Origin of the sequence: Dietzia kunjamensis (genome assembly GCF_045689975.1) — a bacterium.
Lineage (GTDB): Bacteria > Actinomycetota > Actinomycetes > Mycobacteriales > Mycobacteriaceae > Dietzia > Dietzia kunjamensis.
In genome coordinates this window covers 223,636-236,899 of record NZ_CP143297.1, presented here as the reverse complement: position 1 = coordinate 236,899, position 13,264 = coordinate 223,636, and the positions used below count along the sequence as shown (strand labels likewise).

General features: G+C 71.5%; 10 protein-coding genes. 3 read left to right on the top strand and 7 right to left on the bottom strand.

Going from position 1 to position 13,264, the window contains the following annotated elements; genetic code table 11:
• Positions 1 to 7: 7 nt before the first annotated feature.
• The 3 genes from VZF99_RS01100 to VZF99_RS01090 are packed head-to-tail and all read right to left on the bottom strand — an operon-like array spanning position 8 to position 3,661.
• Positions 8 to 1,045, bottom strand: a complete 1,038-nt coding sequence (locus VZF99_RS01100) for a decaprenyl-phosphate phosphoribosyltransferase (RefSeq protein WP_154829393.1) — start codon at positions 1,043 to 1,045, stop codon at positions 8 to 10.
• Positions 1,042 to 1,677 carry a phosphatase PAP2 family protein gene (locus tag VZF99_RS01095; protein WP_407335482.1) on the bottom strand — a complete coding sequence of 212 codons (636 nt, stop codon included), beginning with the start codon at positions 1,675 to 1,677 and terminating at the stop codon, positions 1,042 to 1,044. Before VZF99_RS01095 ends, VZF99_RS01100 begins: the two co-directional genes overlap by 4 nt.
• The gene (locus VZF99_RS01090) at positions 1,661 to 3,661 is read right to left on the bottom strand and encodes a glycosyltransferase (protein WP_259821044.1); all 2,001 of its coding nucleotides are present in this window, start codon (positions 3,659 to 3,661) and stop codon (positions 1,661 to 1,663) included. Before VZF99_RS01090 ends, VZF99_RS01095 begins: the two co-directional genes overlap by 17 nt.
• Positions 3,662 to 3,835: 174 nt before the next feature.
• Between VZF99_RS01090 and VZF99_RS01085 the strand changes: the two genes are divergently transcribed.
• Positions 3,836 to 4,570 (top strand): peptidylprolyl isomerase, encoded by a 735-nt coding sequence (locus tag VZF99_RS01085; RefSeq protein ID WP_154829398.1) that lies wholly within the window; start codon positions 3,836 to 3,838, stop codon positions 4,568 to 4,570.
• A gap of 58 nt (positions 4,571 to 4,628) precedes the next feature.
• Here the strand turns inward: VZF99_RS01085 and VZF99_RS01080 are convergent, their stop codons facing one another.
• On the bottom strand, positions 4,629 to 6,065 hold the full coding sequence (locus VZF99_RS01080) for a DUF5129 domain-containing protein (RefSeq protein WP_407335481.1): 1,437 nt from the start codon (positions 6,063 to 6,065) through the stop codon (positions 4,629 to 4,631).
• A 64-nt stretch (positions 6,066 to 6,129) separates the two neighbouring features.
• Between VZF99_RS01080 and VZF99_RS01075 the strand changes: the two genes are divergently transcribed.
• The gene (locus VZF99_RS01075; protein WP_407335480.1) at positions 6,130 to 7,518 is read left to right on the top strand and encodes a hypothetical protein; all 1,389 of its coding nucleotides are present in this window, start codon (positions 6,130 to 6,132) and stop codon (positions 7,516 to 7,518) included.
• A gap of 79 nt (positions 7,519 to 7,597) precedes the next feature.
• On the opposite strand, the gene glf is transcribed toward VZF99_RS01075, so the two are convergent.
• Positions 7,598 to 8,800 carry a UDP-galactopyranose mutase gene (gene glf, locus VZF99_RS01070; protein ID WP_407335479.1) on the bottom strand — a complete coding sequence of 401 codons (1,203 nt, stop codon included), beginning with the start codon at positions 8,798 to 8,800 and terminating at the stop codon, positions 7,598 to 7,600.
• Positions 8,801 to 9,209: 409 nt separating this feature from the next.
• Here glf and VZF99_RS01065 point away from each other — a divergent pair, with 409 nt between their 5' ends.
• Positions 9,210 to 11,393, top strand: a complete 2,184-nt coding sequence (locus tag VZF99_RS01065) for an N-acetylmuramoyl-L-alanine amidase (protein ID WP_407335478.1) — start codon at positions 9,210 to 9,212, stop codon at positions 11,391 to 11,393.
• A gap of 171 nt (positions 11,394 to 11,564) precedes the next feature.
• Here VZF99_RS01065 and VZF99_RS01060 read toward each other — a convergent pair whose 3' ends face one another.
• Both VZF99_RS01060 and VZF99_RS01055 read right to left on the bottom strand, forming a co-directional pair.
• Positions 11,565 to 12,398 (bottom strand): HAD family hydrolase, encoded by an 834-nt coding sequence (locus tag VZF99_RS01060; RefSeq protein WP_067714844.1) that lies wholly within the window; start codon positions 12,396 to 12,398, stop codon positions 11,565 to 11,567.
• Positions 12,395 to 13,216, bottom strand: a complete 822-nt coding sequence (locus VZF99_RS01055; protein ID WP_407335477.1) for a lysophospholipid acyltransferase family protein — start codon at positions 13,214 to 13,216, stop codon at positions 12,395 to 12,397. Before VZF99_RS01055 ends, VZF99_RS01060 begins: the two co-directional genes overlap by 4 nt.
• Positions 13,217 to 13,264: the final 48 nt, after the last annotated feature.

The window sequence follows — 13,264 nt, the reverse complement described above, 5'->3', positions numbered from 1 at the left end:
GCCGGACTCAGGCGATCGACGGGACGATGTAGACGCCCATCACGACGGTGAGGACCCACAGCGCCGCGAGGACCTGCAGGACGCGGTCGCCGAGGGCGATGTCCTCGGGCTCGCCGGCCTGCGCGGCGTCGACGTCGACCGCGTAGCGCAGGACGGCGATGGTGAACGGCACGATCGAGATCTGCAGCCAGATCGCCGCCCCGTTCGGCTGCGTCGGGTCGGAGCCGCGGTCGTACGCCCACAGGGCGTAGCAGAGCACGAGCACCGTCGCCGAGAGCGTCCAGACGAACCGCAGGTAGGTGGGGGTGTAGCTCTCCAACGCCTTGCGGATCTTGGCGCCGGTCTTCAGGTGCAGGCTCAGCTCGGCGTAGCGCTTGCCGGCGGCCATGAACAGCGAACCGAACGCCATGACCAGCAGGAACCACTGCGAGATCTCGACCTCGGCGGCCGCGCCACCGGCGACCGCGCGCAGCAGGAAGCCGGAGGAGACGAATGCGATGTCGAGCACCGGCTGGTGCTTGAGCCCGAAGCAGTACATGAGCTGCAGGACGATGTACACGGCCACGACGATCGCCAGGGCCGGGTGCGCCAGCAGCACCGAGATGGCGATCGACGCGATGATGAGCACCACCGCCATGCCGTACGCCAACCCCACGGGCAGGACGCCCGCCGCGATGGGGCGGAACCGCTTGGTCGGGTGGGCGCGGTCGGCCTCGACGTCCAACGCGTCGTTGATGAGGTACACGCTCGAGGCGGCCATGCAGAACGCCACGAACGCGATGAACACCGAGAACAGGACGCTGCCGTCGGTGAGGGTCTGGGACCCGGCCGCCGCGGGCGCGGCGATGACGAGGACGTTCTTGACCCACTGACGCGGCCGGAGGGCCTTGACCATCCCGTCGAGGAGGTTCTTGGGCGGCGCGCCCTTGGCGTCCTCCTCCGCCTCGGCGATGTCGTCGATCTCGTTGGCGGTGTGCGGTTCCGCGCCGAGGAGGTGGTGGTCTGCCCCGCCCCGGGTCACCGGCGCTCCGGACTGATCGGTCATCGCTTCTCCTCGCGGTTCTGGGTGACGCCTGGGCCCGCCGCGCCGTCGCGCAGTGTCTCGGGCAGCACGCTCTGGACGGCGGCCGAGGGCCACACGGCGCGGGTGAGCGCAGCGCAGCCCGCGCCGACCGCGGCTCCGGCGAACACATCCGAAGGGTAGTGGACTCCCAGCACCAACCTGGACGCCAGCATGACCGGCACGAGCGCCGGCGCCACCGGGACCCCGACCACCGACCCCGCGAGCAGCGCGAATGCGGTGGTCGACGTGGCGTGGGACGACGGGAAACTGAGCTTGGAGGGGGTACCGACGCCGACGGTCACCGCGGGGTGGTCCGGTCGCCGCCGACGGATGACGCGCTTGACGACGACGGAGGTGGCATGGGCGCCGACGCTGCCGACGCCGACCATCGCCCACCGACCGCGGCGGGCCGGATCGACGGCCATTCCCGTTGCCGCGACCGCCATCCATCCCAGCGCGTGCTCGCCGACATGCGATAGCGTCACGGCCGCCTCCCGGGAACCGGGCACGGCCAACAGCTGACGCTGGATCGCCGCCAGCAACCGGACCTCGCCGGTCGGTACGGGGATCTCCACGGCGGGATCGGACACCACCGGATCAGGATTCGAAGACACGGCCCCAGGCCTCCTTGGTTACGAGATCGGCGTGGGCGTCGCGGTAGCGGCGGCGCATCTCCGGGAATCGGCGGAACAGCTCACGGTGCACGGCGGCCGACTCCTTGAACAGGGCGGCGGCGAGGTCGCGGTCGCGCTTGCGGTAGACGACCCCGCGACCGTCGGCGGTGGTGACGGTCGCGCCGTCGACCCTGCTGAGCGAGTACCAGCGGGCCTCGATCGGCGGGAAGTTCGCCTGCGGCACCTCGTGGTGCGTCTTGTCGTCCCTGCTCAGGGTGTGGGCAAGGCCCCGCGCCAGCGCCACCGCCTTGCGGACCGGGCCCCTCGGCTCGGAGTGGATGCCCGCCGGGCCACCCGACGGTGCGGGCAGGTCGACGGCCGACGGGATGACCACCGCGTCGGGGAACTCCGCCCGCATCGCGCGCACCTTGGGCAGCGCGGTGGGCAGCAGTTCGTACAGGGCCTCGGGCCCCTTCAGGAAGTCGCGGATGGCCTCGATCTGGATGGCGACCGTCGAGTACTCGAGGCACACCAGGTGCTTGACCAGCGCCTTGAGGCTGGACTGCATGATGCCCCTGTGGTCGCCGTCGTGGTACATCGACGCCACCACCAGGCGGTTGCGCAGGTGGAAGTAGGCCTGCCAGTCGATCGCGTCGTCCTTGTCCGACCACGCCATGTGCCAGATCGCCACGCCCGGCATGGTGACGGTGGGATGGCCGGCCTGCCGCGCGCGCAGCCCGTATTCGGCGTCGTCCCACTTGATGAACAGCGGAAGCGGCTGCCCGATCTTCTCGGCGACCACGCGCGGAATGAGGCACATCCACCAGCCGTTGTAGTCCACGTCGATGCGGCGGTGCAGCGGCTTGGGGTTCTCGCGGTCCGTCAGCTGGTAGCGCGAGAAGTCGTAGTCGTAGTCCGCGTGCGGGGCGGCGGTCCACATGAAGTCGTGGGCGCCCACCACCTCGCCCATGGTGTGCAGGTGGCTGCGTTCCTGCAGGTTGAGCATCTGCCCGCCGACCAGCATCGGGACGGTGGAGAAGCGTCCGAACGCCAGGGCCCGCAGGATCGAGTCGGGCTCGATCTCGATGTCGTCGTCCATGTACAGGATGTACGGGGAATCGGTCAGCCTGCGCGCCTCGTACATGATGCGGCTGTAGCCGCCCGAGCCGCCGAGGTTGGGCTGGTCGAAGATGTGGAGTCGGTCCCCGAGGAACTCCGCCGCCTCCGCGAAGCCGGGCTCCTCGCGGACCTTGCGGTCGCCCTGGTCGGGCATGAGGACGGCGTCGATCACGGCGTCGACCTCGGGATCGGAGGTCAGTGCCCGCAACGCGGCCACCGCGTCGCCGGGCCGGTTGAACGTGGGGATGCCGACGGTGACCCGCCGGTCGTTGGGCACCTGCACCGCCGGGTCGGGCGTGCCGTCCGGGCGGGCGTCGGGGCGCGTGGACGGCGCGTCGACCGAGGAGTACCACCCGCCGGCGAGCAATTCCACGTCCGTGTCGGAGGTGAGGTCGAACCAGATCCAGCCGCCGTCCTCGAACGGGCCCAGGTCGCAGACGAATTCGACCGTCGTCACCTGGTCGGCGCGGCCCGGTTCACCGACGACGTCACCGGTGACCGCGATACGCGAGCCGTCGATCTTGGAGCGGTACAGGTCCACGCGACCGGAACCGCGCACCGTCAGCCGGAGGACGACCTCGCCGAGGACGGACCAGCGCCGCCAGTACGCCGCGGCGAACGCGTTGAAGTAGGTGGCGAACGAGACCTCGGAGTCGGCCCCGATCCGCAGCGAGGTCCGGGCGGAGGAGTGCGCGCGCCGGACGTTGGTGGGCGCCTCGGCGAGGTAGAGCGAGCGCACGTCGAGCGGCTCACCGGCCCGCGGCAGGATGATGCGTTGGAGGCATTCCCGGCCACGTGGAGCGGAGAGCGCGACGACCGACCGCTCGATCTCGTCGATCAGTTCGTGGTGGCCGTGGTGTTCCATGTGTGCCAGTCCCCGTCCCGACGGCCGGGGGCCGCCCTCATCAGCCTTGCTGCGCCTCGCCCTGCCCGCACGGCGGGCAGGAAAGCCGGGTCGATCGTACCCGTCAGGGGCGTGATGCCCAGTCCAGCACGCGCCGCGGCCCACCCGGGCCGGCGGAAGAAGTAGGTTCGTCCCATGCACCTCACCGGATCCGCCCGCCGCCGCCCGACCGTCCGCACCGCCCTGGGGGTGCTCGCCCTCGCCACGCCCCTCGCGCTCGCCGGGTGTGGCTCCGATGACGCCCCGTCCGACGACGCGGCGACCACTGGGGCGACCGCGGCGTCGCAGTCCGAGGGCCGCGAGTCCGGCGGGTCCGGGGGCGCGGCCGAGTGTCCGCCCGCCGAGGGCGCAGCGGAGCGCACCACCTCGTTCGACTCGGCCCCGCCGATGTGTCTGACCGACGGCGTCGATTACTCCGCCGTCATCAGCACCGACGCCGGCCCCGTCACCGTGGACCTGCTCGAGGAGAAGGCCCCGGAGACGGTGAACAACTTCGTGTTCCTGGCCCGCAACAAGTACTACGAGGGCATCACCTTCCACCGTGTCATCCCCGGCTTCATGATCCAGGGCGGCGACCCGCAGGGCACCGGCAGCGGCGGCCCGGGATACGAGTTCGCCGACGAGCTGCCCGAGTCCGGCGAGTACGAGATCGGGTCGATGGCCATGGCCAACGCCGGACCGGACACCAACGGCTCCCAGTTCTTCATCGTCACCGGCGATTCCGGCGTCTCGCTGCCGCCGGATTACAGCCTCTTCGGCACCGTCACCGACGGGATGGACGCCGTCACCGCGATAGAGGACGACGGCAGCCCGCAGGGCCGCCCGCAGACGCTGCACACGATCGAATCCGTGGAGATCGTCGAGGGCTGAGCCACGACCCGCGCGCCCCTGCCGGAGCGCGCGGGTCGCGCCGGTCGCGGGCCGGGAGTCAGTACCCGCTGGAGCCGCCGCCGCCCGAGAACGACGCGTTGGAGTAGCCCGTGTTGGTCGAACTCGCGGATTGCGCCGCCTGCACGTCGTGCGCGTGCCAGCTGGAGACCACGTAGTACGGGACGAAGCCGTTGTAGCCGTAGCCGGCCCGCCAGTCGCGGTCGTACAGCCGGGGCGCGTGGCGGTCGCCCGCGTCATCCGCCGCCTCGACATCCGCCATCTCGCGGGCCCGGATCGCCTCCACGACGAGCCGGTAGTCCACGACGAGCCGGGCGTAGCGGCCCATGAAGTCGGGGGCCTGAGTATCCCGGGCCAGCTCGTCGGCGCGGGCGTCCAGGGCCCGGGCCTCGGCGGCCAGCCGCTCGTCCTTCGTCCCCAGAGCGGCGGCGAGCATGTCCTCGTGCAGCTCGCCGAGCTGGCGGCGGCGCACGTCGGCGTCCCCCTGCTCCATGCGGAAGAGCTGGTCGATGTTCTGTTCCGCCGTGATCATCTGGTCGACCGTGGTGTGGGCGGTGTCGATGTCACCGGCCTTGGCCCGGAACTCGGCGTCTGTCGAGTCGGGCCGCAGGTCACCGATCCGGCCCATGACCTCGTCCAGCGCGAGGAACCGGCCGCGCACGTCCTCCCACTGGGAGCGCAGCTCGTCATCGGCCAACGGCGAGGTGAGCGAGTTGGCGCGGATGTCCAGCCCGTTGAGCTCCCCCGCCACCCGTCCGTACTCGCGGGAGACCCGGTCGTAGCGCTCCCTCGCCGTCGTCGCCTTCTTCTTGCGGCTCGCCGCGACCCCGGCGCCGACCGCGCCCGCGACGACCACCCCCGCCCCGGCGAACGCCCACGGCAGCCACGCCGGCGCGGGCTCCGGCTCCGGCGCCTGCACCGTGGGATCGGCCGCCGCCTGCGCACCCGCCAGCAGCCCGACCGCGTGGTTCTCACGCCGCATCGGGTCCTTCATCGCCTCGAGTGAACCGTCGAGGTGACCGCCCTCGAAGAGGTCGAGCGCGGCGCACACGTCGTCACCGCAGTAGATGCCGACGTCACGCGCCTCCGTGTCGTTGGCCACGATCAGGGTCCCCGGCGCCCACTTCTCCCTGTCCTGCGCCACGAGGTCCGGTCGCTCGGCCTGGGCGAAGCGCTCGGTGGTGTCGTTGAGGTTGTCGCCGTCGTCGTCGAAGACCAGGTACTCGACGTGCGCCACCTGCGGCGGGAACGCAATGCGTCCGGTCTCGGTGCGGAGCAGGTCCTGGTCTCCGGGTGAGAGCACGCCCGCACGGTCGGTGATGCCGACCTCGACCGTCTGCGCCGGGGCCGGCGCGGGGGCGGGAGCCGGCGCCTGCGCGCGGACCGGCGTGAGCGGGAACAGGAGGAGCGCCAGTGCCGCGGCGCCGGCGAGCACCACGAGCAGGCGCAGGGCCGGGGCGATCGTCGTCCGTGTCATGCCCCGAGCCTAGTGCCGCAGGTGGTCGGTGGCGGCGACACCGGTCGGCGATAGTCTCGACCGGGTGTTCATCCTGGAAACGCTCATCGCCCTCACCGTCGCCCTGACGACCGCGTTCGGCGGCCTCGTCGCGGAGGACCTCATCACCCGAGACGCCTCGTGCACGATCTCCTCCGTGCCGGACCTGTGGTCCGAAGCCTGCACGTCCCCGTCCCGGCTGGGCTGGTTCATCGGCACCCTCGTCGTGCTCGTCGTGGCGATGGCCCTGCGGGCATGGCTGCTCGCCCACAACGGCACCCTGTACTACCTGCGCCTGCTGCCGGCCGAGAGCGCGGACCGGATGCGCGCCGCGGTGGACGTGGCCAACGCCCGCAGCCTGGGCTTCCGTTCGGCCACCGGGTGGTTCGGCACCGCGAACGAGGTGGTGGACCTGCGCCGCGAGGTCGACCACGTCTCCGACGAGCTCGAGCGGGCGATGAACGACGACGACGACGCGACAGGCTTCGTCCTGGCCCCCAACCTCGCGTTCCCGGCGGCGCTGGCGGTCGGATACGACGTCCTCCTGCGCGAGCGCACCCATCTCGCCGAACTGCCGGTCGAGGCCCGCAGGCGTCGCCTGCCCGGCGGCGACACGGGCGTGCGGACGGTGTACTTCGACGACGGCGACGACATGTGGGCCGAGCGCCGGTGGCGGTCCCGCCGCAGCCAACCCGGAGCCGAACTCTCGATGGTCACCCTCCCCACCGGGTCGGCGACCGCGGCGCGGGCCGACCGGACCTCCGTGCAGCGGGTCTGGCTCTCCCTCCAGCTGGACGGGGGCGGTCCGGTGTCCGAGGTGGACGCGGGCCATCCACTGCGGGAGGCGGCGGACCTCGTCGTCGTCGTCGGCCCCACCGACGGCGCGGGCGGCGCCACCGGCACGAACGGTGACCGCACGGGCGACGCCGGCCCGGGAGCAGCCCAGACCCTGGTCCCATGGACGCTCCCCGCCGGACGGTGGTACCCGGGCGCGAGCGGGCGACAGATAGACCGGCGGGCCTTCGCTCGGCTCGTCGAGGAACTGTCCGGCGCGGTCGAACAGGTCCTCGACGACTACCCGGAGGCGCAGGTCCTGCTGTCCGGTCGGATGCCGCGGAGTGTGGCGTTCGCGCTGGGCTACGTGATCTCCCAGCGCAAGGACGACCGGATCGAGGGCAAACGCGCGGCCCTCCACCCGACCCGGGCCGACGACACCCGCGCCGAGCGCGCCCAGGCCCGGGCGGAGAACGAGGGGCTGAGCTCGCTGAGCCGCTTCTGGACCTCGGTCACCCCGGTGCTCGAGCACCTCGGCGAGGCCAAGCCCACGCTGGTGCACATCGCCCAGCGCGACGCGGTCGTGCGCGGGCTCGTCGCCCCGGCCGGCAGCACCACCGCCGAATCCGCTACCCCGACTGGGGATCCGCTATCCCGATAGGAGTAGCGGATCCCGATTCCGAGTAGCGGATCCTGGGGGTCAGGCACGCGGTGCGGGCCCGGCGCCGCGGCGAGCAGGCTCAGCCTTCGGCCAGCGCGGCGCCGTCCCGCAGGTGCGGCGCCAGGGTGTTGTCGAACATCGTCAGCGCCGAGGCGATGGCCATGTGCATGTCGAGGTACTGGTAGGTGCCCAGGCGGCCGCCGAACAGCACCTTGTTGGCGGCGGTCTCGGCCTTGGCCCGCTCGCGGTAGGCGGCCAGCCGCTCGCGGTCTGTGGACTCGTTGATCGGGTAGTACGGCTCGTCGTCGCGCTCGGCGAAGCGGCTGTACTCGCGCATGATCACGGTCTTGTCCGTGGGGTAGTTCTTGCGCTCCGGGTGGAAGTGGCGGAACTCGTGGATGCGGGTGTAGTCGTACTCCGCGTCGTTGTAGTTCATCACCGGGGTGCCCTGGAAGTCGCCGATCGGCAGCACCTCGGTCTCGAAGTCCAGGGTGCGCCAGCCCAGCTCGCCGTCGGCGTAGTCGAAGTAGCGGTCCAGCGGGCCGGTGTAGACCACCGGCGCGTCGGGGCTCGCGGCGCGCACGGCCTCACGGACGTCGAACCAGTCGGTGTCGAGCGCCACGTCGATCTTGTCGTCCGCCGCCATGTTCTCCAGCCACGCGGTGTAGCCGTCGACGGGCAGGCCCTCGTGGGTGTCGTTGAAGTAGCGGTTGTCGAACGTGTACCGGACGGGCAGGCGGGTGATGTTGCCAGCCGGCAGGTTCTTGGGGTCGGTCTGCCACTGCTTGGCCGTGTAGTCCTTGATGAACGCCTCGTACAGCGGGCGGCCGATCAGGGAGATGGCCTTCTCCTCGAAGTTGGCCGCGTCCTCGGCGGAGAACTCGGCGGCCTGCTCGGCGATGAGCGCGCGGGCCTCGTCGGGCGAGTAGTAGCGGCCGAAGAACTGGTTGATGAGACCCAGCCCCATGGGGAACTGGTAGGCCGTGCCCTTGTGCATGGCGAACACGCGGTGCTGGTACCCGGTGAAGTCGGTGAAGCGGTTGACGTACTCCCACACGCGCTCGTTCGAGGTGTGGAACAGGTGCGCGCCGTACTTGTGGATCTCGATGCCGGTCTCGGGCTCGGCCTCGGAGTAGGCGTTGCCGCCGATGTGGTGGCGCCGATCGAGCACCAGGACGCGCTTGCCGAGCTCCGTCGCCGCCCGCTCGGCGACGGTCAGGCCGTAGAAGCCCGACCCCACCACGATGAGGTCGTAGGTGTCCCACTGCCGTTCGCCTGCCATAACCGTCGGGCCTTTCCGTCGTCCGTCGCGGCGGGCCGTCCGGGAGTAGTGCGCCCGGGGCCGCTCGCCTGACCGCGCGCCGGTCGGCGCGGGTGCGGGTCCCAGGGTATCCGGCGGGTCGGGGGTGGGTTCAGGGCACGCCGACGACGACGAGGTGGGCGAGTTCTCGAGCCGACCGCGGTGGCCCACGGTGCAGGTGGGGCGTCGGCGCCGTCGTACGCCGGTTCGAAACTACATCCCTGTAGTCTCAATATTCACGTCTTTATCACTTGGTTTCACGAGTTTCTTGGATAACATTGACCCCGTTCGTCACATTCGTCCCAGTGGTCGCGCTCCGGTGCGGCCTCCGGGCAGTTGTGCCCCGCAGGTGAGCAGCTTCGGGACACAGACATCTGATCTGGAGAAGCCCTTGAGAACACGACGCCGCCCCCTGTACATCAGTGGTCGACGCCGGACCCTCGCCCTGGCGGTGGCGGTCGCGGCGTCCGTCGTCACGCCCCTCGCCGTGTACGGGGCGGACCAGGTCGTCCAGTCCGGCGACGACATCGCCACCACCGCGGGCAGCGCCCTGCCCACCGCCGAGACCGAGGTCCCGCTGGCCGAGGCGCCCCCCGCCGTCGGCGTGGAGACCGACATCGCCTCCGGCGGCACCACGGTCCGCCAGGTCACCTCGGACACACCGTTCTCGATGGCCGGCGTCACGTGGAAGGGGCACAACCCGGCCGCCGTCGCCACCCTGCGCGCCCAGAACCCCGACGGCTCGTGGGGCCCCTGGTACGAGGCCGAGTCCACCGACGGCAAGGGCGAGAGCGTCACCGGCACCGGCGGCACCGAGCCCGTCTACCTGGGTACCGACACCACCGCCGTCCAGATCACGCTCTCCGGGATCGACCTCGCCGACACCTCGCTGGCCGACGCGCCCGAGGTCACCGTCCCCGACGACGAGGCCGCCCCGGCCCCCGCGAAGCCCACCGAAGACGCCGCTCCCGCCGCCGCTGATACCGGCGCCGCTGATTCCGCCCCCGCTGACGCGGACGTCGCAGCCACCCGCGCGGCCGAACCCGCCGCTCCCCGGACTTCTGCTCCCGCCGGCCCGACGTCCGAGCCGGCCCGGCCAGCCGCCGCCGGCACCCCGCCGGTGCCGACCCGCTACGCGGACATCAAGCCCGTGGCCGAGACCTCGGGCCTCGACGCCGGCTCGGGCAGCGCCGATTCGATCGAACCCGCCTCGGTCAAGGCCGTCCTGCTCTCCCCCGACGACACCCCGACGCCCGATCCCGAGGCGTTCGCCGACATCACCGCCTCCGGCGGCAGCGGCGCGCACGGGGACATCGCGGCCAGGCAGCCGTCGATCATCTCCCGCTCCGGCTGGGGCGCCGACGAGTCGATCCGCTGCCGCAGCGCGAGCTACGACCCCACCCTCGCCGCGGCGGTCGTGCACCACACGGCGGGCAGCAACGACTACTCCCGCGAGGGGTCGGCCAGCGTCATGCGCGGCATCTACACGTACCACGCACGCACGCTCGGCTGGTGCGACGTCGGATACAACGTGCTGGTCGACAAGTACGGCCAGGCCTTCGAGGGCCGCCACGGAGGACTCAGCCGCAACGTCCAGGGCGCCCACGCCGGCGGCTTCAACGGCAACACCTGGGGCATCTCGATGATGGGCGACTACTCGACCGTCTCCCCGTCGGACGCCACCGTTCGCAAGGTCGGCGAGATCATCGGCTGGCGCCTCTCCGTCGCCGGCGTCGACCCCAAGGGCACCGACACCCACTACTCCGAGGGCACCTCGTACACCAAGTACTCGTACGGGACCGCCGTCCGGCTGCCCAACATCTTCGCCCACCGCGACGTCGGCCTCACGTCCTGCCCGGGCAACTCCGGGTACGCCAAGATGGGCCAGATCCGCGACATCGCGGCCTCCTACGCCAAGAGCGGCGGGGGCGGCGCCCCGGCCCCGACCCAGCCGAGCCCCAGCCCGGGCACGGGCACGGGCGGTGGCACCGGTGACGGCGGTGGAACGGGTGGTGACGGCGGTGGCACGGGTGGTGGCACCGGTAGCGCGGATCTCCCGTCGGTCATCACCCAGGGAAGCGTCCAGGAGGCCGTGACCTCCGCATTGCGGACAGTCCTCACCGGCGGCAAGCTCGATTCCGCGACCCTGACCCGGATCCTCACCGGCGGCAAGTCGCTGTCGGACATCCCGCTCGACGCGGGGTCGGTGCAGGACGCCATCGGCCTCGACGCGGGCTCGGCGCAGAACGTACTCAGCCGCGACTTCTCCGGCCTCGCCCAGAAGCTGTCCGGCCCGCTCGGCAAGGCACTGTCCGGAGTCCAGCGCTTCGGCGACGTCTCCCTGGTCAAGCACGAGAACGGGGCGCTGTACTCCTCCCCCGAGACGGGCACGCACCCCGTGTGGGGCGTGATCGGTGACGCGTGGGCCGCCCAGGGCTTCGAGCACGGTCCGCTCGGACTGCCGGTCTCCGCGGAGGCCGAGCGCGCCGACGGAACGGTCGCCCAGCGGTTCGTCGGCGGCACGCTGGTCTACGACCCGGCGACGCGGGAGCTCACGGTCGAACCGAACCCCTGATCCTCGGCCGGCGCCGCCCGATCACCGGGCGCGCGCCGGCCGACCACATCGTGCGGACCGGGTCCCACCAGGTGTGCACCCCTCCCCGCACCAGGGGCGGCGTGCACACCGGGGAAGTGGTGGGGACCGGTCCGCATCCCATTTCGACAGGGCCCCGGTCGGGTCAGGCGCTCAGCCCCACCAACGCCGTAGGACGTGCGCGATCCCGGCTTCGTCGTTGGTGAGCGTGACCTCGTCGGCGGCCGCGTGCACGGAGGGGATCGCGTTGCCCATCGCGACCCCGTGATCCGCCCAGCGCAGCATCTCCAGATCGTTGGGCATGTCGCCGAACGCGACGGTGACAGGAACCGCGTCGGACGGGACGGCCGCGCCGGCCGCCGTCCCCGCCGCGATCCGGGACAGCCCACTCGCCTTGGTCACACCGCGGGCCGCGAACTCGATCAGCCCGTCGGTGGTCGAGTAGGTGAGGTCCGCCAGGTGGTCCACCTCCCCGCGCAGTGCCGCCACCATGTCGGCGCTCGGCATACCGGGGACCCGGGCGAGCAGTTTGAGCACCGGCTCGGAGAGGACCTCGTCGTGGCCCACCTCGAGGTGCGCGGGATGGATCCAGGCGTGTTCGTAGTCCGGGCTGGCCACGAAGTCGGCATCCGCGGCGTCGGCGCCCAGGCGCTCGGCCGCGATCCCGCTTCCGGGCAGCAGCCTGCGCAGCACCTCGTCGATCGCGGCGAGCGTTTCGGGATCGAGGAGACTGGTGGCCAGGAATTCGCCACTGTCGGTGTCCATGATGACGGCGCCGTTGGCGCAGACCGCCAGGGGCGCGACGGGCAACTGGTCGACCACCTGGGGCAGCCAGCGCGGCGGGCGTCCGGTGGCCAGGACGAACGTGGCCCCGTCCGAGACGAGGTCCGCCACGACGGCCCGGTTCGCGGCCGGGACGAGGTGATCGTTGTCGATCAGGGTCCCGTCGACGTCGGAGGCGACGAGCAGCGGTCGGGAACGGGTCACGGAGCGTCCGGGCCCGCCGGTCCCTCCGGCTCGTCACCGGCATCGGCACCCGGGTCGACTGCCTTCTGGGCACGGCGTCGCATGCGCTCGGCGTGCTCGGCCTCGTCCAGGGCGGTGGCCTCCTCCAACGTGGGGGCGGAACCGCCGAGGCGGGCGGGCACCCAGTTGGCGCCGGCCGGGTAGGCGCCGTAGCGCTCCGCGTACTCCTGTTGGAGACGCTCGAGGGTGGCCTGCATGCGCGAGCGCAGTTCCTCGGTGCACTCCTCGATCGGCTCGTAGGCCGCCATCGGTTCGCCGACCTCCATCATGATCGGCACCTTGGGGCGCAGCAGCTTCTTGGGCAAGCCCTTGGTCCATACCCGCTGCGATCCCCACAGGGTCACGGTGATGATGGGGACATCGGCCGCCAGTGCCATCCGCACCGCACCCGACTTGAAGCCCTTGACCTCGAAGCTGCGGCTGATGGTGGCCTCGGGGAACACGCCGACCAGCTCGCCGGCCCGGAGACGGGCGACGGCCTCGTCGAAGGACGCCTTGCCCGCCGTCCGGTCGACGGGGATGTGCTTGAGCTCGCGCATGATCGGCCCGGACACCTTGTGGTCGAACACCTCGACCTTGGCCATGTAGCGGATGAACCGCTTGTGCACGCGCGCCGGGATGCCGCCGTAGACGAAGTCGAGGTACCCGGTGTGGTTCATCACCACCACCGCCCCACCGACCTCGGGGAAGTTGCGCTCCCCGCGAATCGTGAGGTCCAGGCCCTGGACCTTGAACATTGTGCGGGCGAACCCGATGATCCCCGTATAGAGCAGCTCCACGGCCACCAGCGTAGCCGCCCGCACCGACACTGGTGCCCGCCCCTGCCG